Source organism: Pseudomonas canadensis, assembly GCF_000503215.1.
Lineage (GTDB): Bacteria > Pseudomonadota > Gammaproteobacteria > Pseudomonadales > Pseudomonadaceae > Aquipseudomonas > Aquipseudomonas canadensis.
Genome location: NZ_KI628540.1, coordinates 209,125 through 227,877, shown reverse-complemented (window position 1 = coordinate 227,877; position 18,753 = coordinate 209,125). Strand labels below are relative to the sequence as shown.

The 18,753-nt window shown below is 60.7% G+C and carries 15 protein-coding genes; 10 read left to right on the top strand and 5 right to left on the bottom strand.

Going from position 1 to position 18,753, the window contains the following annotated elements:
* Positions 1–67: 67 nt before the first annotated feature.
* From U367_RS0129015 to U367_RS0129005, 3 genes are all read right to left on the bottom strand, one after another.
* Positions 68–1,318, bottom strand: a complete 1,251-nt coding sequence (locus U367_RS0129015; protein WP_028619691.1) for a glycoside hydrolase family 68 protein — start codon at positions 1,316–1,318, stop codon at positions 68–70.
* A gap of 251 nt (positions 1,319–1,569) precedes the next feature.
* Entirely contained in the window at positions 1,570–2,508 is a 939-nt protein-coding gene (locus U367_RS0129010; protein WP_028619690.1) for a pectate lyase family protein, read from the bottom strand.
* A 240-nt stretch (positions 2,509–2,748) separates the two neighbouring features.
* Positions 2,749–4,248: a CoA-acylating methylmalonate-semialdehyde dehydrogenase gene (locus U367_RS0129005; RefSeq protein WP_028619689.1), complete on the bottom strand. Its 1,500-nt coding sequence runs from the start codon at positions 4,246–4,248 to the stop codon at positions 2,749–2,751.
* 109 nt (positions 4,249–4,357) lie between these two features.
* Between U367_RS0129005 and U367_RS0129000 the strand changes: the two genes are divergently transcribed.
* From U367_RS0129000 to U367_RS0128980, 5 genes are all read left to right on the top strand, one after another.
* A complete protein-coding gene (locus U367_RS0129000; protein WP_028619688.1) occupies positions 4,358–5,299 on the top strand; it encodes a LysR family transcriptional regulator in 942 nt (313 codons plus the stop codon).
* 133 nt (positions 5,300–5,432) lie between these two features.
* Positions 5,433–5,696 carry a hypothetical protein gene (locus U367_RS0128995; protein ID WP_032864608.1) on the top strand — a complete coding sequence of 88 codons (264 nt, stop codon included), beginning with the start codon at positions 5,433–5,435 and terminating at the stop codon, positions 5,694–5,696.
* 84 nt (positions 5,697–5,780) lie between these two features.
* Positions 5,781–6,725 carry an ornithine cyclodeaminase family protein gene (locus U367_RS0128990; protein ID WP_028619686.1) on the top strand — a complete coding sequence of 315 codons (945 nt, stop codon included), beginning with the start codon at positions 5,781–5,783 and terminating at the stop codon, positions 6,723–6,725.
* Entirely contained in the window at positions 6,722–7,855 is a 1,134-nt protein-coding gene (locus tag U367_RS0128985; RefSeq protein ID WP_028619685.1) for an NAD(P)/FAD-dependent oxidoreductase, read from the top strand. The genes U367_RS0128990 and U367_RS0128985 overlap by 4 nt, the downstream gene beginning before the upstream one ends.
* Positions 7,855–8,481: a helix-turn-helix transcriptional regulator gene (locus U367_RS0128980; protein WP_010211240.1), complete on the top strand. Its 627-nt coding sequence runs from the start codon at positions 7,855–7,857 to the stop codon at positions 8,479–8,481. Before U367_RS0128985 ends, U367_RS0128980 begins: the two co-directional genes overlap by 1 nt.
* 121 nt (positions 8,482–8,602) lie before the next feature.
* Here U367_RS0128980 and U367_RS0128975 read toward each other — a convergent pair whose 3' ends face one another.
* A complete protein-coding gene (locus tag U367_RS0128975) occupies positions 8,603–9,379 on the bottom strand; it encodes an ABC transporter substrate-binding protein (RefSeq protein ID WP_028619684.1) in 777 nt (258 codons plus the stop codon).
* A gap of 260 nt (positions 9,380–9,639) precedes the next feature.
* Here U367_RS0128975 and U367_RS0128970 point away from each other — a divergent pair, with 260 nt between their 5' ends.
* Positions 9,640–11,322, top strand: coding sequence for an AMP-binding protein (locus tag U367_RS0128970; RefSeq protein ID WP_028619683.1), 1,683 nt, complete (start codon positions 9,640–9,642; stop codon positions 11,320–11,322).
* Between the two features lie 4 nt (positions 11,323–11,326).
* Here the strand turns inward: U367_RS0128970 and U367_RS0128965 are convergent, their stop codons facing one another.
* Positions 11,327–13,492 (bottom strand): TonB-dependent receptor, encoded by a 2,166-nt coding sequence (locus tag U367_RS0128965; RefSeq protein ID WP_028619682.1) that lies wholly within the window; start codon positions 13,490–13,492, stop codon positions 11,327–11,329.
* A 104-nt stretch (positions 13,493–13,596) separates the two neighbouring features.
* Here U367_RS0128965 and U367_RS0128960 point away from each other — a divergent pair, with 104 nt between their 5' ends.
* From U367_RS0128960 to U367_RS0128945, 4 genes are all read left to right on the top strand, one after another.
* The gene (locus tag U367_RS0128960; RefSeq protein ID WP_028619681.1) at positions 13,597–14,769 is read left to right on the top strand and encodes an MFS transporter; all 1,173 of its coding nucleotides are present in this window, start codon (positions 13,597–13,599) and stop codon (positions 14,767–14,769) included.
* Positions 14,770–14,805: 36 nt separating this feature from the next.
* Complete coding sequence (locus U367_RS0128955; RefSeq protein ID WP_028619680.1) at positions 14,806–15,321, top strand: sigma-70 family RNA polymerase sigma factor; 516 nt, start codon at positions 14,806–14,808, stop codon at positions 15,319–15,321.
* Positions 15,322–16,290: a FecR domain-containing protein gene (locus U367_RS0128950; protein WP_028619679.1), complete on the top strand. Its 969-nt coding sequence runs from the start codon at positions 15,322–15,324 to the stop codon at positions 16,288–16,290. It abuts the gene before it with no gap.
* Between the two features lie 102 nt (positions 16,291–16,392).
* Positions 16,393–18,747 carry a TonB-dependent receptor gene (locus U367_RS0128945; protein ID WP_028619678.1) on the top strand — a complete coding sequence of 785 codons (2,355 nt, stop codon included), beginning with the start codon at positions 16,393–16,395 and terminating at the stop codon, positions 18,745–18,747.
* Positions 18,748–18,753 lie beyond the last annotated feature (6 nt).

The following is an 18,753-nucleotide window of genomic DNA, read 5'->3' as shown; positions in this document are numbered from 1 at the left end:
CCATCAACAGCGCAGGCATAAAAAACAGGCGTAAAAAAGCCACTCCGAAGAGTGGCTTTTTAGTGAGTTACTGGCTCAACACAACATCGCGCATCGCCGGGATGTAACCGTAGTCGTAAGCCTCCTGCACAAACGAGCGATCGCCTTTCAATACAATCCTCACGGTGGGTGCTTCGGTGCCGCCGATGCGGTAGTCATCGCCGCTGGTGGGCACGCTGTCGATAAACGAGGTCACCAGGCCATTGGGCATCACGCAATGGGAATACGTCTGGAATGGCTGCGAAGGCGGATTGCCAAGCACCAGACCGGAAGCGTTCATCAGCGTATAGGGACCAAACAGGTGATCACTGACAAACCCATAAACGCCATCCGGGCCGGTCACGCCGTCCGCGTAAGTGAATTTGTGGCTGATGGTGAACAGGTAATACTTGTCGTCCTGGAACACATAGTGCGGACGCTCGGTCTGGTCGTTGACCCCCACGGCAGTGACCAGGGGCGGCAGAATTTCCCACTCGTCACCGTTAAGGTCTTTGGCCACGGCGATGCCGATGCAGCCAACCTGATAACGTGCCCCGCCGACATCTTCATGCCCTGGCGGCACCAGGCCTATTTCATTCGGGCCCACTTCGTGAGTCCCGCGCTCGCCGGCAACGTTGCCTTCAAACACCATGTACAACTTGCCATCTTTGGGATCGATAAAGGGGCTGGGATCGCGAAAGTTCCAGGTCGAATTTTGCGCTTCGGTTTGGTAATAGATGCCGTCGGCATCAAACAGTGATTTGACCTGATCAAAGCCCTGCAGGGTAACGCCGGTATCCGACGTAACCACTTGGCCCCTGACTTTGGCAATGGTGGCGCCCGGTGTGACGCAGGTGTAGTACAGGTCGATATCACCGTTGTTATTCAGCAGGATCGGTGTGCCTGCCCATTCACGCGTGGTCGGCGAAACCCCTTCGGCCATGACCCGGCCGCCGAAGATCCAGTCCTTGCCGGTGCGCGAGTACCAATAGCAGATACGCGCATGGCCATGGCGGTCTTCCCAATCGCGCTTGATGTCGTAGCGGCCATCGGCGTTGATGAATTGTGGGTCATGGGGACGACGGTCGGCGGTCAGGGTGAAGATCACCGACCAGCCATTGACCGATACCACTGTGCCATCCAGTTCACGCAAGGGCATGGTGTCCCAGATAAAGACCGTGTCACTCATGACAGGAAAGTCAGGACTCACTAACGGCTGTGTTGTCGTCGGGTCATTCTCATTAACTTTCAGCGCATCGGCCCGTGTCCAGCGAGTGGGTGTGTGATTCGCGTGTTTCATGATGATGTCCTTTTGCTGACGCTTAAGTGACAAGCGAAGATTAAATAGCACATGACAGCCAACAACTTAATAGTGGCTGAAAGAGCAAGAGATAGTTGGCTCTGCAAGTGCGAAATAAGGTTTAACATGGAAACCTACCTGTCGCAACATGAAGAATTATTTAGATTACAAAGGCCATCACTGTATTTATATCCTTGATATAAATACAATGGCACCCGTATTAAATGATCGCTAAGTAGAAAGCTAGCTAATCAACTACCAAAGATCAGGGCTACCGACTGGGCGCCGGCATTCTTCTGGGTAAAGTCCTTGGCTTGTGCGGCGGTCTTCAAGGTATAGCCATAGTTGGAAAGGGCCGTCCATTGCGCTTTAGGCGACTTCTGATTGGTGATCGGCGGGACACTGTTGGTATCGGTGAACGTGCCAGTGCCTTTGTCGTCCAACATGCCTTTATTTTGGCTGCCTTCGCCAAAGTAGTTACTTTCAGAAAGGATATTGGCGTTTTGTGCCAGGGTAAAACCGAGGTGGAAGTTATTGATGTAGTTGTTGTACACATGAAAATAACCGTAACGCATCAAGCCAGGCGCACGCACTTCCATGTTGTCGAAGCGGTTATGGCACAGCGTCAGGCGCGGATAACCATTAAACTCTGCTTTATTATCATCCGCCGGGTGGCCGAAGATCAGGCCATACTTGTGGCTGCCAAAGAAACAGTTGCTGATGGTGGCATAATCGGCCTTTTCACCGATATACAGCAGTTTATCTTCACTGCCGTCAGTGGTGGACCAGCTGTGCCCGACGAAAGAGCAATGGTCAATCCAATACTTGCTGCCGTAGTTCAAGTAGACCTGAATATCGTCATTGGCCTTGATATTTGCCGAATGCTTGAAGATAAGATTCTGCAGAATAATGTTCTGCGACTGCGCCGTTGCACGCAGGTGAATATTCTCCAGGGTGCGGTTCTGGAACGAGCCAATCAGGGTCTTGTTGGCGCCCATGTTGACTTTAGTCAGGCTCGACGCCGAGATATTACTGTTGATCACCAGTACCCGTGGGGTGGTATCGCCGATATTAGCCTTGAGTTGATCGAGTGTGGTGATACTGACCACAGGGCCGGACCAGCCACCTGTCACTTTTGCCGCTTGGGCGAAACCGGTCAAACCGGTGAGTTTGCTTTCTGGATAGGACATGAGTTCCCTCTCTATCAATAAAATGGCTCGGTAAGACGAGCCTGTGCATCAAGTTAATCCGTTAACTTGCACACAGTGTTTGGCAGGACTGAGGTTGCCGGGTGTTGGTCGATCAGCGCTTAAACACTGTGTTTATGTACAGTATTCTCGATTCACCGGATCGTCAACCCTTACGCAGCCAAAAAATGTGGGAGGGGGCAAGCCCCCTCCCACATTTACCCTGCTGTGTTCTTTTGGCCGTTACTTGGACACAGGCATCGCAAACTCCGCGCCCTGCTCGATGCTCTCCGACCAGCGCTGCATGATCGACTTCTGCTTGGTGTAGAAGCGCACGCCCTCAGTGCCGTAGGCATGCATGTCGCCGAACAGACTCTTCTTCCAGCCGCCGAACCCGTGCCATGCCATCGGCACCGGGATCGGTACGTTGATGCCGACCATGCCCACTTCAATCCGTCGTGCAAACTCGCGGGCGATATTGCCGTCGCGGGTGAAGCAGCTCACGCCATTGCCGAATTCGTGGTCGTTGACCAGCTTGATCGCTTCGCCGAAGTCATTCACGCGCACGCAGGCCAGCACCGGGCCGAAGATTTCTTCGCGGTAGATGCTCATCTCTTTGGTCACGTGATCAAACAAAGTCGCGCCAAGCCAGAAGCCGTTTTCCAGGCCCGCTTCGGTGGGCACGTAGTCGCGCCCGTCGAGCAGCAGTTGCGCGCCGGCCTGTACGCCTTGTTCGATGTAGCCGCTGATACGCTCCAGCGCCGCGCGGGATACGATCGGGCCCATTTCGGCCTTAAGGTCGCGGCCGTCGGTGATGCGCAGTTGCTTGGCACGCTCGGTCAAGGCGGCGATGACTCTGTCACCCACATCGCCCACCAGCACGGCGACGGAGATGGCCATGCAGCGTTCGCCGGCACTGCCGTAGGCGGCGCCCATCAGGGCGTCGACGGTTTTTTCGATATCCGCGTCGGGCATCACCACCATGTGGTTTTTGGCGCCGCCCAGGCCTTGCACGCGCTTGCCATTGCGCGCGCCGGTCTCGTAGATGTATTGGGCAATCGGGGTAGAGCCAACGAAGCTCACGGCCTTGACGTCCGGGTGTTCGATCAGCGCATCAACCGATTCCTTGTCGCCCTGCACCACGTTGAACACGCCTTTGGGCAAGCCGGCTTCGCGCAGCAGTTCGGCCATGAAAAGCGACGCGCTTGGGTCGGTCGGGCTTGGCTTGAGGATGAAGGTATTGCCCGCCGCGATGGCGATCGGGTACATCCACATTGGCACCATCACCGGGAAGTTGAACGGTGTAACACCGGCCACAACGCCGAGCGGTTGGCGCATCGTCCAGTTGTCCATGCCACGGGAAACCTGGTCGGAGTGTTCGCCCTTGAGCAGGTTGGGAATGCCGCAGGCAAATTCGAGAATGTCGATGCCACGGTCGACTTCACCCTGGGCGTCGGTAAAGACCTTGCCGTGCTCGGCGACGATGATGCGCGCCAGGTCATCCTTGCGTGCACGCAGCAGGTGCAGGTATTCGAACAACACGCGGGCGCGGCGGATGGGTGGAGTGTCGGCCCAGTCGGCGAAGGCAGCCTGGGCAGCGGCCACGGCTTCGGAGACAGTTTGGCGGCTGGCCAGGGCGACGCGGCCAGTCTTTTCGCCGGTGGCCGGGTTGTAGACGTCCTGATAGCGATCATCGCGGCTCACGCGCTGGTCGTTGATGTAGTGCTCGATTGTGGTTGTCATGGCAGTAAATCCCAGGTGGGTAGCGTTGGGACACACCATAGGCTTCCGATTTGTTCCAAACCAGAGCAGAATCCAGAACTTATTGTCCATTAATGCGAACAATACAATTATGGAAAAAACTGAGATCGAAGGGCTGTGGACCCATATTCACTGGCTGTCGGTGCTGGAAGAACAAGGCACCTACACCGCCGCTGCCGCGCGTCTGGGCGTCAGTAAGTCCGCCGTGAGCCAGCGCATTTCTGACCTGGAAAAAGCCACCGGGACGCGGTTGGTAACGCGGACCACACGCAGCGTCAGGCTGACCGATGCGGGGTTGTCGCTGACCCGTGAAGTGCGCAGCGCCTACAAGCAAATCGCCCGCAGCTTCTCGTCTGTGCGCGACTCGGTCGGAGAGATTCGCGGGCTGGTGCGGCTGACGGCGCCCGTGGCGTTTGCCCGTCAGCAATTGGTGCCGCATCTGTCGGAGTTTTTGCAACAGTACCCGCAGGTGCGCATCCAACTGGATGTGTCGGACGCCCTGAGTTCTCTGGCCGCCGAAGGGTACGACCTGGCCGTGCGCCACGGTTTCCAGGTGCCGGAAACCCATGTGGCCTGGAAGCTGTGCGACACCGGCTCGGTGCTGGTCGCCACCCAGGATTACCTGCAGCGCCACGGCGAACCGCGCGAACCCGGTGAGCTGTCCACCCACAACTGTCTGTTCTACCCACGAGGCACCGATCAGCCTGCCTGGACCTTCGAACGCGGCACTAAACACGTCGAACGCCTCACCGTGCCCATCGCCGGCAGCTTCGCCACCAATAACAGTGAAGCCCTGCGCGATTCGGCGCTCAACCACCTGGGCATCGCCCTGCTGCCGGACTTCAGCGCCCATGCCGCCCTATCCAGCGGCAAGTTGGTGCAGGTGCTCAAGGGCTGGACGCTCAAGGGGGCGTTTGCCGATGAGATCTATTTGATCCGACCGTACTCGCCGCATGTGCCGAAGGCGGTGAGTGAGCTGGTCAGTTACTTGAAGGGGAAATTGTCCGGCGGGTTTCAATACAAAACCCACTAATGGCCTGGTCAAATCAACTTTAAGTGGATCTTTTTAAGGAACCAATTGGCCCGTAGGATTCTCTTGCGGCCACAACACTCCAGGCCGTTGCAGCTCCATCTCAAGGGCTCCCGTGCGGGGAGTATTGATCATCATGAACTGGAACATCGTCCCCTCCACCGCCTTTCAAACCACCGCTGCGGTGATGTCCGCCATTGCCCTGCTCGGCTGCCAGCCACCCACGCGGGCTGACTTCATCAAGTACCCGTCGTTGCAGCAACGCTGGTCGATGATCTGCGACCCGCGCAGCAACCTCGCCGAGGCAAATGTGCAGGGCTGCCAGAATTTCCATGAGTGGCAAGCAGCCAGCCGCGGACCGGTGCTGGGCAATCTGATGAATCAGAACCTGGGTAAGTAAGGCGTCAGCTTTTTTCTCGCAGGATATTGCTCGGCAGAACTAAAAGTCCATAATGGACAAATTAGTTTATCCGTGGAGACACCGATGTCCAGCACACCCCATGTGATCCATCAGGCCCAAGCCCGCGAGTTGCTCGGTCAAATCGATGTACCGCAGATCCTGCGCAAACTGTTCCGTGACCTGGCAACCGGGCAAGCGGTGCAGCCGGCGCAACAACTCGTGGAGTTCCCGCAAGCGGCGGGCGACTTCATCAACTACCTGGGCGTACTGGCCGAGGATGGGGTGTACGGTGTCAAGACTTCGCCCTACATCGTGCGTGAACAAGGCCCGCTGGTGACGGCCTGGACCTTGCTGATGTCGATGCAGACCGGCCAACCATTGCTGTTGTGCGATGCGGGCGAACTGACTACGGCACGTACTGCGGCAACGACTGCACTGGCGGTGGATGCATTGGCGCCTTTGGCAGCGCGACGATTGGCGATCATCGGCAGTGGCAAGGTGGCCCAGGCGCACCTGCACTATGTGAAAGGCTTCAGGGATTGGCAGAGTATCAGTGTGTTTTCGCCAAGCCTGGTCAATGCATCCGCCGATGCTATCGCACACATCAAGCATCTGGACCCACGGGTAAACATCACTCACAGCTGCGAGGCGGCGGTGGCCGATGCAGACGTGATCCTGCTGTGCACGTCGTCGGCCACGCCGGTGCTCGATCCGGCGTGCCTGAGCAAACCGGCGCTGATCACGTCGATCAGCACCAACGCTCCGCGTGCCCATGAGGTCTCGCCGCAAAGTCTCGGCGCGATGCAGGTATTCTGCGACTATCGCCGTACTACCCCAGGCGCGGCGGGTGAAATGCTGATCGCCGCTGAACAACACGGCTGGGACCCGCGCACCGTGGCTGGTGACCTACCCGAATTACTCAGCGAACAGGTGCAGCGTCCGTCCTACGACTGCCACGTATTCTTCCGTTCCATAGGCCTGGGCCTGGAAGACATCGCCCTGGCCAATGCACTCTGGAGACAGTTATGAGCCACGCAGACTTCATCATCATCGGCGGCGGCATTGCCGGCGCGTCCACGGGGTTCTGGTTGTCGCAGCACGGCAAGGTGTTGGTGCTGGAGCGCGAAAACCACCCGGCCTATCACTCCACCGGGCGCTCAGCCGCGCTGTACACCGCCGCCTATGGCACCCCGCAGGTACGCGCGTTGACCCTGGCCAGCCGAGATTTTTTCGACAACCCGCCCGCCGGTTTCTGTGAACACCCGCTGCTGACGCCACGGGGCGAAATGACCGTGGATTTCATTGGCGATGCGGCCGAGTTGAACGCCCAGTACTTGAGCGCCAAGGCCACCGTGTCGCAGGTGCAATTGCTCAGCGCCGACGAAGCCTGTGGAAAATTGCCGATCCTGCGCCGCGAAAAAGTCCACGGGGCGCTGTATGACCCCACCGCCAGCGACATCGATACCGACGCCCTGCACCAGGGCTATCTGCGTGGCATCCGCCGCAACGGCGGCGAAGTGCGCACCGGCAGTCATGTGCTCGGTTTGAGCCGCGACGCCGACGGCATCTGGCACGTGCAAACCCAAGATACAACCCATACCGCGCACGTCATCATCAACGCTGCCGGGGCCTGGGCCGACCATATCGGCGGGCTCGCCGGCGCCGCATCTATCGGCTTGCAGCCCAAGCGGCGCTCGGCGTTCATCTTCGCCGGTCCCGAAGGCATCGACAGCCACCATTGGCCAATGCTGGTGGCACTGGACGAATCCTTCTACATGAAACCCGACGCTGGCATGTTCCTCGGCTCACCGGCCAATGCCGATCCCGTGGAACCCCAGGATATCCAGCCCGAAGAACTGGACATCGCCATGGGCATCTACCAGATCGAAGAAGCCACCACCCTGACCATCCGCCGCCCGACCCGTACCTGGGCCGGCCTGCGCAGCTTTGTGCACGACGGTGATCTGCTCTCGGGTTTCGACCCGATGATACCGGGCCTGTTTTGGGTAGCGGCACAAGGCGGCTATGGCATCCAGACCTCGCCGGCCATGGGCCAGGCCAGTGCTGCATTGGTGCGTGGCGCGCCGCTGCCGGAGGCTCTGACGCAGTTCGGCCTCGACGCTGGTATGCTCTCCCCTGCCCGCCTGGAGCCCCATTGATGAACACCGCTGAACAAGACAAGGTCATGCAGAACTTCCGTGCGATGGCTGACGCCATCGCCACCCTGTTCTTCCCCCACGCTGAAGCGGTGTTGCATGACCTGCGCTCGCAAAAAGTCGATTACATCGCCAACAATCTGTCCAAGCGCAGCATCGGTGATGACTCGGCGCTGGAGGACATGCTCAGTGATGACGTCAGCGATGTGAACATAGGCCCGTACGAAAAGCTCAACTGGGACGGTCAGAAAATCCGCAGCCTGAGTACCGTGCTGCATGACCACAAAGGTCGTCGGCTGGCGGTGCTGTGCATCAACCTGAATATCTCACTGTTTGAAAATGCCAAGGCGGCGCTGGACCTGTTCCTGTCGCCGAGCAAACTGATCCCGCAACCGGACTCGCTGTTTCGCGATGACTGGCAGGAGCGCATCAACACATTTCTGCATGCGTGGATGCGCGAGCGTCAGTTGAGCCTGAACCTGCTGACCCGTGACCACAAGCGTGAGCTGGTGCTGGCGCTGCACGCCGAAGGGGCGTTCAAGGGCAAGAGCGCCTCGAACTATGTGGCCAATGTGCTGGGCATGGGGCGGGCGACGGTCTACAAACACCTGAAAGAGTTGAAGGGCTGATCGACTTACCCCTTGTAGGAGCGAGCTTGCTCGCGAAAAAGTCACTGACGACGCGTTAAGCCATAATGAACGCGTTATCGTTAGCGTTTTTCGCGAGCAAGCTCGCTCCTACAGGGGGCAATCAATCGCCGTAGATGTCGGACTTGAAGTACTGCTGCGAGATCTTCTGGTACTCACCACTGGCACGAATGCCATCGATGGCCTCGTTCAACTCGCTGACCAACTCGGTATTACCCTTGCGCACCGCAATCCCTGCACCCTCGCCCACGTATTTCGGGTCCTTGAGTTCCGGACCGACAAACGCGTAGCCCTTGCCCCGTGGCATTTGCAAAAAGTCGTTCAGGGGGATGGTGTCGGCAAAGATCGCATCCAGCCGCCCGGCCGCCAGGTCCATGTAGATCTCTTCGTTATTGCTGTAGCGCTTGACGTTGATGCCCTTGGGCTCGAACACCTCGGTGGCATACCGGTCGGTGGTGGTGGCGCGCTGTACGCCGATGGTCTTGCCCTTGAGGCTGGCATATTGGTCATCTACCACGGCGCCTTCCTTCATCACCAGCCGCGATGAGGTGAAGTAATACTTGTGGGTGAAATCCACCGACTTCTTACGGTCTTCATTGATGGTCATGGACGACAACGCCATGTCGATTTTCTTCACCTTGAGCGAAGGAATCAGGCCGTCGAACTCGCCTTCAACCCATACACACTTGACCTTCATCTGCGCGCACAGCGCATTACCGATGTCGTAGTCGAAGCCGACGATCTTGCCTTCTTCCGTCTTGGACGCGAACGGCGGGTAAGCCGCCTCAATGCCGATGCGCAGGGTTTTCTCGGCGGCCATCAAATGGCTGGAGGCAAGTAAGCCTAGGGCCAATGCGGTGATAAAGGGGCGCTTCTTCATGGAGTGTTCTCGCAAGTTGTTGTTGGTTTGGCAAGCCTGAAGAAAGAGATGAAGCCAGTTTTTTGTACTTATAATTCCATATTGGACTTTTACGTCTTTATCGTCAATCACCCTGCTTGGCGGTTCAACACCCATGACTTTTTTGCACAACGCAACGGTGTTTTTGAGCGTTCTGCTCTGATTTCTGCGTGCCTATACTCGGTCCAGCTTCTCGGTTCAGCCGAGGCAAAGTCCCACAACAATAATTAAGGACAGCCACCATGACCCAGCCCTTCCTGGCCGCTCGGGATTTTCTGCTCGCTCACCGCACCGACTACGCCACCGCCGTACGGGATTTCCGTTGGCCGCAACTGGGCGAATTCAACTGGGCCCTGGACTATTTCGACGCCATGGCTGAGGGTAATGCGGCGGATGCGCTGTGGATCGTAGAGGAAGACAACAGCGGGCAGCGCTACAGCTTCCAGCAACTGGCTACGCGCTCCAACCAGGTGGCCAACCACCTGCGCGCCCTCGGCGTGCGCCGGGGTGATCGTGTGTTGTTGATGCTCGGCAATGATGTGGCGTTGTGGGACACCATGCTTGCCGCATTCAAGCTCGGCGCGGTGGTCATCCCGGCCACAGCGTTGTTGAACCCCGATGACCTGCGCGACCGCATCGAGCGCGGGCAGGTTCGTCACCTGGTGGTGGGTGAAGCACATGTGCACAAGTTCGCCGGGCTGGCGGACGGTTGCAGCCGCGTCTGTGTGGGGTCTGCCCCTGCCGGTTGGGTCGCGCACAACGCGGCCTTTGAATACCCCGAGCAGTTCGAGGCCGAAGGCCGCACCCTGGCCACCGATCCGATGCTGCTGTATTTCACGTCCGGCACCACGTCCAAGCCGAAGATGGTGCTGCACAGCCACCAGAGCTACCCCGTCGGCCACCTGTCGACCATGTACTGGATCGGCCTGCAACCGGGCGACCTGCACCTGAATATCTCATCACCGGGTTGGGCCAAGCACGCATGGAGTTGCCTGTTCGCCCCGTGGAATGCCGGCGCGTGCATCTTTATCCATAACGTCGCGCGGTTCAGCGCGCCGGCCTTGCTCAGTGCGTTGGAACGCTACGGCGTGACCAGCCTGTGTGCGCCGCCCACGGTATGGCGCATGCTGATCCAAGAGGATCTCGCCAGCTACAAATCACGCTTGAGCCTGCGCGAACTGGTAGGCGCCGGTGAGCCGCTGAACCCGGAAATCATCGAACAGATCCAGCATGCCTGGGGCCTGCCGTTGCGTGATGGCTTCGGCCAATCGGAAACCACTGCCCTGGTGGGCAACACGCCCGGCCAGGTGCTCAAGCCCGGTTCCATGGGCCGCCCGTTGCCGGGCTATCAGGTTGCGCTGCTCGACCCGGATGGCAATCCTGGTACTGAAGGCGAAGTCGCCCTGCCCCTGGACGCTCGTCCGCTCGGCCTGATGCTCTGTTATGAGGACAGCCCGGAGAAAACCGCCGAGGTCATGCGTGACGGCTACTACCGCACCGGCGACACCGCGCAGATCGACGCCGACGGCTACATCACCTTCGTCGGTCGCGCCGACGATGTGTTCAAGGCCTCCGACTACCGCATCAGCCCATTCGAACTGGAAAGCGCCTTGATTGAACACCCGGCGGTCATGGAAGTGGCCGTGGTGCCGAGCCCCGATCCGTTGCGCCTGGCGGTGCCGAAGGCGTTCCTGATCCTGGCCCACGACGCAGCGGGCAGCCAGGAACTGGCCCGGCACATCCTCGCCTTCGCCCGCGAAAATCTCGCCCCTTACAAGCGGGTGCGACGCATCGAGTTTGTCAGCGAGCTGCCCAAGACCATCTCCGGAAAAATCCGCCGCGTGGAGCTGCGGCAGATGGAGGTGGTGCGGCGCCAAAGCGACACACGCGGTGAACAGGAGTATTTCGAAGAGGACTTTGCCTGACCGGTCAGAAGTCCACCGTGGCCGACAGCTGCAAGGTGCGCGGGTAACCCGGCGAGAAGGCGCCGTACGAGGCCACGCCCGACCAGTACTCACGGTCAAACACGTTCTGTACGGTCGCGCGGAAGGTCGTTGGCCGGCCTTCGATCTTGGTCGCATAACGCGCGCCGGCATCGATGCGCGTCCATGAATCCAGTTCCTGGGTATTGGCCTGGCTGACGTACTGGCTATCGGTGTAGATCGCACCGCCGGTGAGGGTGAAGCCTTCCAGCCACGGCGTGTCCCACTCGGCCCAGAGGTTGGCCTGGATATCCGGCACGCCTACCGGTTTATTGCCACGGTTGGCGGCAGTCGCGGACCGGGTCAGCTCGCCATCGAGGAAGGTCACGCCGCCCATCAAGCGAGTGCCGGGCGCCACTTCGCCGAACATGCTCAGTTCGAGGCCTCGGTTACGCTGTTCGGCCTGTACTGAATACACACCGTTGGCGCCCAATTCGCCGCTGGGCTTTTCAATCTGGAACAGCGCCACGGTGGTCACGAAGGTGCCGTGCTCATACTTCACGCCAAGTTCGTGCTGCTTGGACTCGTAAGGTGCAAACGTCTCGCCGGCATTGGCAGCGGTACCGGGGGCGATATCACCTTTGCTTAGGCCTTCAACATAGTTGTAGTAGAGCGACACATCCTCCCAGGGCTTGAGCACCACCCCCACCAACGGCGTGGTGGCGTTGTCTTTGTAGCGCGAGCTGACCACACCGGTGGCGCTGTAGTTGCGCGACTCGATGTCCTGGCGGCGCACGCCCAACGTCAGCTGAATGCGGTCATCCAGAATCCCCAAGGTGTCGGTCAGCGCCACGCCGGACAGTTCCGATTCGGAAATGCGCAGCACCTTCGGCGTGTTGATCGATTGCTTGGGCGTGTCGACCGGATGGTAGATGTTGGAGCGGATCTCCGTGCCGTTGGTGATGCCCCGCGACAGTTCATCTTGGTAACGGGTCGCCATCAATGTGGTGGTGTGGGTGACCGGCCCCGTGGCGAACAGCCCGCGCAGGCCCACGTCAGCGGTCGAGCGGTCGACGTTGAATTTATAGTAGCCCGGGATATTGCTGGTGTCGCCGGCGTCATTGAGGATGCGCGGCACCTGGTCGGACATGCGTTTCACATCCGACTTGCCGCCACCGGCATGGACGAACACGGTCAGGTTGTCGTTGAGGTCGTATTCGCCGCCGAGCAAGGCCGATTGCTCCTTGGTATCGGACCAACCCCATTTCTGCGGCAGGCTGGTGCGGCCATTCGGCGCGGACGGAACTTCTACTCCTGGCGCAATGGTGAAGGGCCGCGAGGCGCCCTCCCAGCTTTCCTTCTGGCTGATGTAGTCGAGGTTCAGGCGCAGGCGCTCACCGCGATAATCCAGGGCAATGGCGCCGATACCGACGTCGCGGTTCTGGTTGTCCACGGCGGTATCGCCGCCCTGCAGGCTGCCGTTGAAGCGCACGCCAAACTGGTTTTCGTCACCGAAGCGTCGGCTGATATCCAGGTGACCGCCCACTTGGGAGTCCGAAGCGTAGCTGCCGGTGAAGCGCGTCAAATCCTGGTCCAGCGGGCGCTTGGGCACGATGTTGATCACCCCGCCCACGCCGCTGTTCGGTGAAATCCCGTACATCAACGCGCCCGGTCCCTTGAGCACTTCGACGCGCTCAGCGTACTCGGTAAACGCCCGGTAGTTGGGCGCCACGCCGTACACACCGTCGTAGGCCAACTCGCCCAGGTTGCCCTCGCCGATGGCAAAGCCCCGGATGAAAAACGAATCGACAATACCGCCAGTCTGGCCGGTTGAGCGCACCGAAGGATCCCGCTCCAACGCATCGGCCACGGTCACCGTTTGCAGGTCGGCCAGGGTCTTGGCGGTGTAGCTGGTGACGCTGAACGGCGTGTCCATCACGTCCTTGTTGCCCAGCATGCCCAAACGCGCGCCACGGGCGACCTGGCCACCGGCGAGTACCTCCGGCAAGTCGGTGGGGCCGTGGTAAACGGCGTTGACGTTCGTCGCGTCAAGGGTCAGGCTTTGCGCGCTGTCGTCGGTCGACGCCTGGGTGGCAGCCCAGGCGTTGGTGCTAGCGGCGGCGAGCATCAGGGCAGTACGGACAGCGAGGGTTAACCGGCTGGCAACGGGCATGGCATCAGGGTCCTTTCATCGTGAGAAATGAGCATTACCCCTGATGCCAGCCGACGCGGGAAAAAGTATCAGCGTCCCGCACGTTTTTTTACCGAGACCGACTCATGCCAACCACCCGTGTCCTGATTTACCTGCTGTTCACGATCCAACTTGTGTCGATGGGCGCCATGGAAATGAGCGGCCCATTCTGGCCCTTGCACCTGCGCGGGCTGACCGATTCCGACACCCTGTTCAGCTTCGCCAGCATCGCGGTGTACGTGGGGCCGATGCTTGGCATCCTGCTGACCAGTGCGTTCTGGGGCCGTATCGGTGATCGCTACGGCCACAAGCTGATGATGATCCGCGCACTGGTCGGGCTCACCTTGACCCAACTGGGACTCGCGCTGTTCAGCGACCTTTGGACCATCCTGATCCTGCGCTTCCTGCAGGGTGCATGCGCCGGGTACATCGCCCCGGCGCAGGCGTATGGGGTGAGCATAGAGGCGCATTCGCGGCGGGCGCGGCTGTTTGCGCTTTTGCAGATTTCCACCAATGTCGGCTCATTGCTGGGCGCGGTGGTGGGCGGCTTGATCCTCGACCATGCGACGTTCTTCTGGATCAACCTCAGCGCCGCCGCACTCTGCGCGGTGTGCACGCTGGTGGCGGCGGTGACTTTGCCGGATGTTGCGCCGGTCAAGAAAACCGCGTCCGCTGACAAGGGTGGTGTGTGGCAAGGGTCTGCGTTACTGCCGCTGCTGAGCGTGATGGGCATTCTGCTGCTCGCGCGAATGCTGCCGCAGACTTCGTTCTCGCTTTATGTGAGCAGCACCTTCGCCGTGAGCAACGCGGTGGTGGGCCTGTGCTACGGCTTGCTGGCGCTGGGGTTTATCCTGTCGGCCACGGCTTGGTCGCGGCATTTCGAGGGCCGTACGCAAGCCGACACGCTACGGCGCATCGCTTACGTGGTGCTCGGTTGCATTGCCCTCACCGGCCTGGCCGGGGTCACCCGCGAACCTGTGGTGTTTGTGTGCACCTACTTCATCTGGGGCGTGCTGTTGGGCGCGACCACCCCGGTGCTGACGGCGCTGATCTCCAAGACCGTCGATAGCTCCCGTCAGGGCCATGTGCTGGGCCTCGCCCAAGGCACCGCGCAGTTCGCCTCGATTGCCGGCATCTGCCTCGGCGGGTTGCTCAGCCAGGTGTATGGCCTGGCGTACACCTACCTGTTCGTGTGCCTGGCGTACGCGTTGGCCTGGGTTGCGATTCTCGCGTTGCGTTCCCACAGGGTTGTCCCTTAGCATTGGGAATACTTCTCAATTGCACGGATCCGCGCCATGAGCGAAATCCTTACCGCCGATAACCAGCAGCACCTGCGCGCGATCGAGGCCCTATACAGCGGCCATCACGGTTGGCTGTACGCCACGCTCAAGCGCAAACTCGGCAACGCCATGGACGCGGCCGACCTGGCCCAGGACACCTTCACGCGCATCCTCGCCTCCCAGGTCACGGTGATCGACCAGCCACGGGCGTACCTGAGCTGTGTGGCCAAGGGCATCCTGGTCAACTGGTATCAGCGCAAGGCGTTGGAACGCGCTTACCTGGAGGCGCTCGCCAGCGTGCCGCCCCATGAAGTGCCTTCGCCGGAAGCGCATTTTGTGGTGCTGGAGACCCTGCACGAGATCGACGCGATGCTCGACGCCCTGCCGTCACTGGCCAAGCGGGCGTTCCTGCTGTCGCAACTCAACGGCCTCAAATACCAGGACATCGCCGAGCAACTGGGCGTATCGCTGATCACCGTCAAACGCTACATGAAACAGGCTTTTGTGCAGTGCCTGATGCTGGTGGAATAAGTGCTCAGCCTGCGCAAGCAACCCCCGTTAGCCCCCGAAGTCCTCGAAGAAGCCGCCGAGTGGCTGATGCGCTTGAGCGAAGGCGGCCTCAGCGACCACGAACGCGCCGAATGGGAGCGCTGGAAAGCCAGCAGCCCCGAGCGTGATCGCGCCTGGGCCCGTGCGCAGTTGCTGCAAAGCAAGTTGGACGGCCTGCCGCCGGCCCTGGCCATGTCGGCACTGGATCGGCCGAGCCACCCGGAACGCCGTGCAGCCCTGGGCAAGCTGGCCCTGCTGCTGGCGATGATGCCGGTCGGCTGGGGCAGTTGGAAACTGGCGCACACCCAGCAGTGGACCGCCGACTACCGCACCCGCGTGGGCGAGCGTCGCGAATGGGTCCTGGCCGACGGCTCGCGCATCACCCTCAATACCGACTCCGCCATCGACGTGCTGTTCGACAGCCAGCAACGCCTAGTGCACTTGCGCGAAGGTGAAATCCTGGTGCAGACCGCCCAGGATGCATCCCGCCCGTTCCTTGTCAGCACCGGCCAGGGCCGCATGCAAGCCCTGGGCACGCGTTTTACCGTGCGCGAATTGAACTCACGTACCCACCTGGCCGTGCTCGAAGGCGCCGTCAAAGTAATGCTGGCCGACAACCGCCAGGTGGCGCCGTTGGTGGTCAACGCCGGGCAACGCATGGATTTTTCCGCGCAGACCTTTGGCTCGCTCACCCCCACCGACCGCAATGTTGGGGCCTGGACCCAAGGCATGCTGATGGCCGACAAGATGCGCCTGGCGGATTTCGTCGCCGAGCTGACCCGCTATCGCCGAGGCTTCGTGCGCTATGACCCGACGATTGCCGAGCTGCGCATTTCCGGCGCCTTCCCCATCAGCGATACCCAACGCACCTTGAACATGCTGGTGCAGACCTACCCAGTGCTCGTCAGCGGCCACTTGAACGGCTATTGGGTCACCCTGTCGCCCGCCTGAGCGGGCGCGAAAAATAAAACACCGCTCGGGTGATACTTTTTCCGATCTCGACTGGCACACACAGGAACCCCCCTTTTCCTCTCGTCCACAGGGCTCCCTTTGATACTTGTGATTCGCAGCGCGCTGCTCAGCCTGGCCCTGGCCAGCGCCGCCATGGCCGCGCAGTTGGATGCGGTCGCGGTCCGTGCCTACCAGATCGCGCCAGGCCCGCTCGGCGCCACGCTGTCGAGCTTTGCCGTGGACGCGGGCATCGCCCTGTCGTTTGTCCCGGCCCTCACCGAAGGCCTGACCAGCCCTGGGCTGTCCGGTACTTACTCAACCCAGGAAGCCGTCACCCGCCTGTTGGCCGGCAGCGGCCTGGACATGGTGTTGCGCAGCGACGGCACCTACACGCTGGTGCAGCGCCAAGTCACCCTCTCGGACACCACGGTCAGTGGCGTCGAGCTACGCGCCAATAGCCTGCCACCGTTGTATTCAGGCGGCCAAGTGGCCGTCGGCGGGCGACTGGGCATGCTCGGTAATGCGGATGTGATGGACGCACCGTTCAGCGTCAGCACCTACACCGCCTCGTTGATCAAGGACCAGCAAGCCACCACCGTGGGCGATCTGCTGGAACGCGACTCCTCGGTGCGTTCCACCGGGCAGACCGGCGGCATTGTCGACTCGTTTTTCATCCGTGGGTTTCCGGTGGGCGAAGGCAACCTCGGCGAATTGGCGTTCGACGGCGTGTACGGCGTGGCCTCCAACTACCGGGTGTTCACCGAATACGCCGAACGTATCGAAGTGGTGAAAGGCCCCGGCGCGCTGCTCTACGGCATGTCACCCAACAGCGCGGTGGGCGGAGTGATCAACGTGGTGCCCAAGCGCTCGCTCGAGGAAGACCTGACCCGCTACACCGCCAGCTATGCCCAGGATGCGCACGTCGGTAACCGGATCGACATCAGCCGCCGTTTTGGCGGGGAACGCCGCTTTGGTATGCGTCTCAACGGCGGCGTGCAACAAGGCGACACGGTGATCGACAAGCAATCCCGTGAAGTCGGCATCGGTGCGCTGTCCCTGGATTACCAGGGCGACAGCCTGCGGACCAGCCTGGACCTGATTTCCCAGGAAGAAACCTTCGACGCCGCGTCCCGACCGTTCCTGATCGCCTCCGGCGTAAAGATTCCCGACGCCGCCAATGGCCGTACCAACGTCAGCCAGGACTGGGGCTGGTCGCGCACCCGGGACAAATCCGCCCTGCTCAGTGGCGAGTACGACCTCACCGACAACTTGACGGTGTTTGCCCATGCCGGTGGCGGCAAATCGGCGGTGGCGCGCCTGTCCGACCAGACGCCAAGCATTGTCAACACGGCCGGCGACACCTCATCGATCCCCGGTTATTACCGCTTCGAAGTGCAGCGCTACACGGTGGATGCCGGTGCGCGCCTGCGCTTCGACACGGGGCCGATCAGCCACAGCGGTACCCTGCAAGTCACCCGCTATCGCGATGAGCTGTCACGCGGGATAATCTCCGGCGCGCCGGTGCTGTCGAATATCTACCACCCGGTCGAGCGCCCCAAACCCTCCATCGCCAAGCCGGACGCGCCGAAAGTCTCCGCCACCGAGTTATCCGGCGCGGCCATTGCTGACACCCTGTCGATACTCGACCAACGCGTGCAGGTCACCGTGGGCTTGCGCAAACAGAACATCCAGTCCCATAACTACAACGCCGCCGGTGCCGTGACCACGGCCTACGACGCGAGCAAGACCACGCCGCTGTTCGGCGCGGTGGTCAAGCCCTGGGAGCATGTGGCGTTCTACTACAACTACCTCGAGGGCCTGAGCAAGGGCGATGTGGCACCGTCCAATGCGGCCAACGCTGGGGAGATCTTCGCGCCTTACGTTTCCAGGCAGCATGAAGTCGGGGTGAAGCTCGATTACGGCACCTTCATGTCGACGCTGGCGCTGTTCCAGATCCAGAAACCCACGGGTGAACTGGCCCTGGGACGCTTCTCGGTGCAAGGCGAACAACGCAATCGCGGCCTGGAACTGAGCCTGTTTGGCGAAGTCGCCCCAGGCACGCGCCTGCTCGGTGGCGTGACCCTGCTGGATGCACAGCTCACCAAAACCAGCATCGCCGCCAACCAGGGCAACACCCCGGTGGGCGTGCCCGAAGTGCAAGCCAACCTCTGGGCCGAATGGGACACCCCGTGGGTCGAAGGGCTGACGTTGACCAGCGGCGCGATCTATACCGCCAGCCAGTACGTCAACCAGGCCAACACCCAACAGCTGGATGCCTGGACCCGCTTCGATGTCGGCGCGCGCTACAGCACGCGCATCGCCGAGCGTCCGACCACCTTCCGCGCCACGGTGCAGAACCTGTTCGACCGCGAATACTGGTCCGGTGTGGCCTCCTACGGCGCGTTTTCCCAGGGTTCGCCACGCACCCTCCTCCTGTCGGCCACGGTCGACTTCTGATACCTG

Excerpts from the sequence above, each read along its gene's own strand:
- U367_RS0128995 (WP_032864608.1), top strand. The coding sequence starts at position 5,433 with ATGAACTGGAACATCGTCCCCTCCACCGCCTTTCAAACCACCGCTGCG.
- U367_RS0129015 (WP_028619691.1), bottom strand. The coding sequence starts at position 1,318 with ATGAAACACGCGAATCACACACCCACTCGCTGGACACGGGCCGATGCG.
- U367_RS0128965 (WP_028619682.1), bottom strand. The coding sequence starts at position 13,492 with ATGCCCGTTGCCAGCCGGTTAACCCTCGCTGTCCGTACTGCCCTGATG.
- U367_RS0128970 (WP_028619683.1), top strand. The coding sequence starts at position 9,640 with ATGACCCAGCCCTTCCTGGCCGCTCGGGATTTTCTGCTCGCTCACCGC.
- U367_RS0129005 (WP_028619689.1), bottom strand. The coding sequence starts at position 4,248 with ATGACAACCACAATCGAGCACTACATCAACGACCAGCGCGTGAGCCGC.
- U367_RS0128980 (WP_010211240.1), top strand. The coding sequence starts at position 7,855 with ATGAACACCGCTGAACAAGACAAGGTCATGCAGAACTTCCGTGCGATG.
- U367_RS0128975 (WP_028619684.1), bottom strand. The coding sequence starts at position 9,379 with ATGAAGAAGCGCCCCTTTATCACCGCATTGGCCCTAGGCTTACTTGCC.
- U367_RS0128990 (WP_028619686.1), top strand. The coding sequence starts at position 5,781 with ATGTCCAGCACACCCCATGTGATCCATCAGGCCCAAGCCCGCGAGTTG.
- U367_RS0129010 (WP_028619690.1), bottom strand. The coding sequence starts at position 2,508 with ATGTCCTATCCAGAAAGCAAACTCACCGGTTTGACCGGTTTCGCCCAA.
- U367_RS0129000 (WP_028619688.1), top strand. The coding sequence starts at position 4,358 with ATGGAAAAAACTGAGATCGAAGGGCTGTGGACCCATATTCACTGGCTG.
- U367_RS0128960 (WP_028619681.1), top strand. The coding sequence starts at position 13,597 with ATGCCAACCACCCGTGTCCTGATTTACCTGCTGTTCACGATCCAACTT.
- U367_RS0128955 (WP_028619680.1), top strand. The coding sequence starts at position 14,806 with ATGAGCGAAATCCTTACCGCCGATAACCAGCAGCACCTGCGCGCGATC.
- U367_RS0128985 (WP_028619685.1), top strand. The coding sequence starts at position 6,722 with ATGAGCCACGCAGACTTCATCATCATCGGCGGCGGCATTGCCGGCGCG.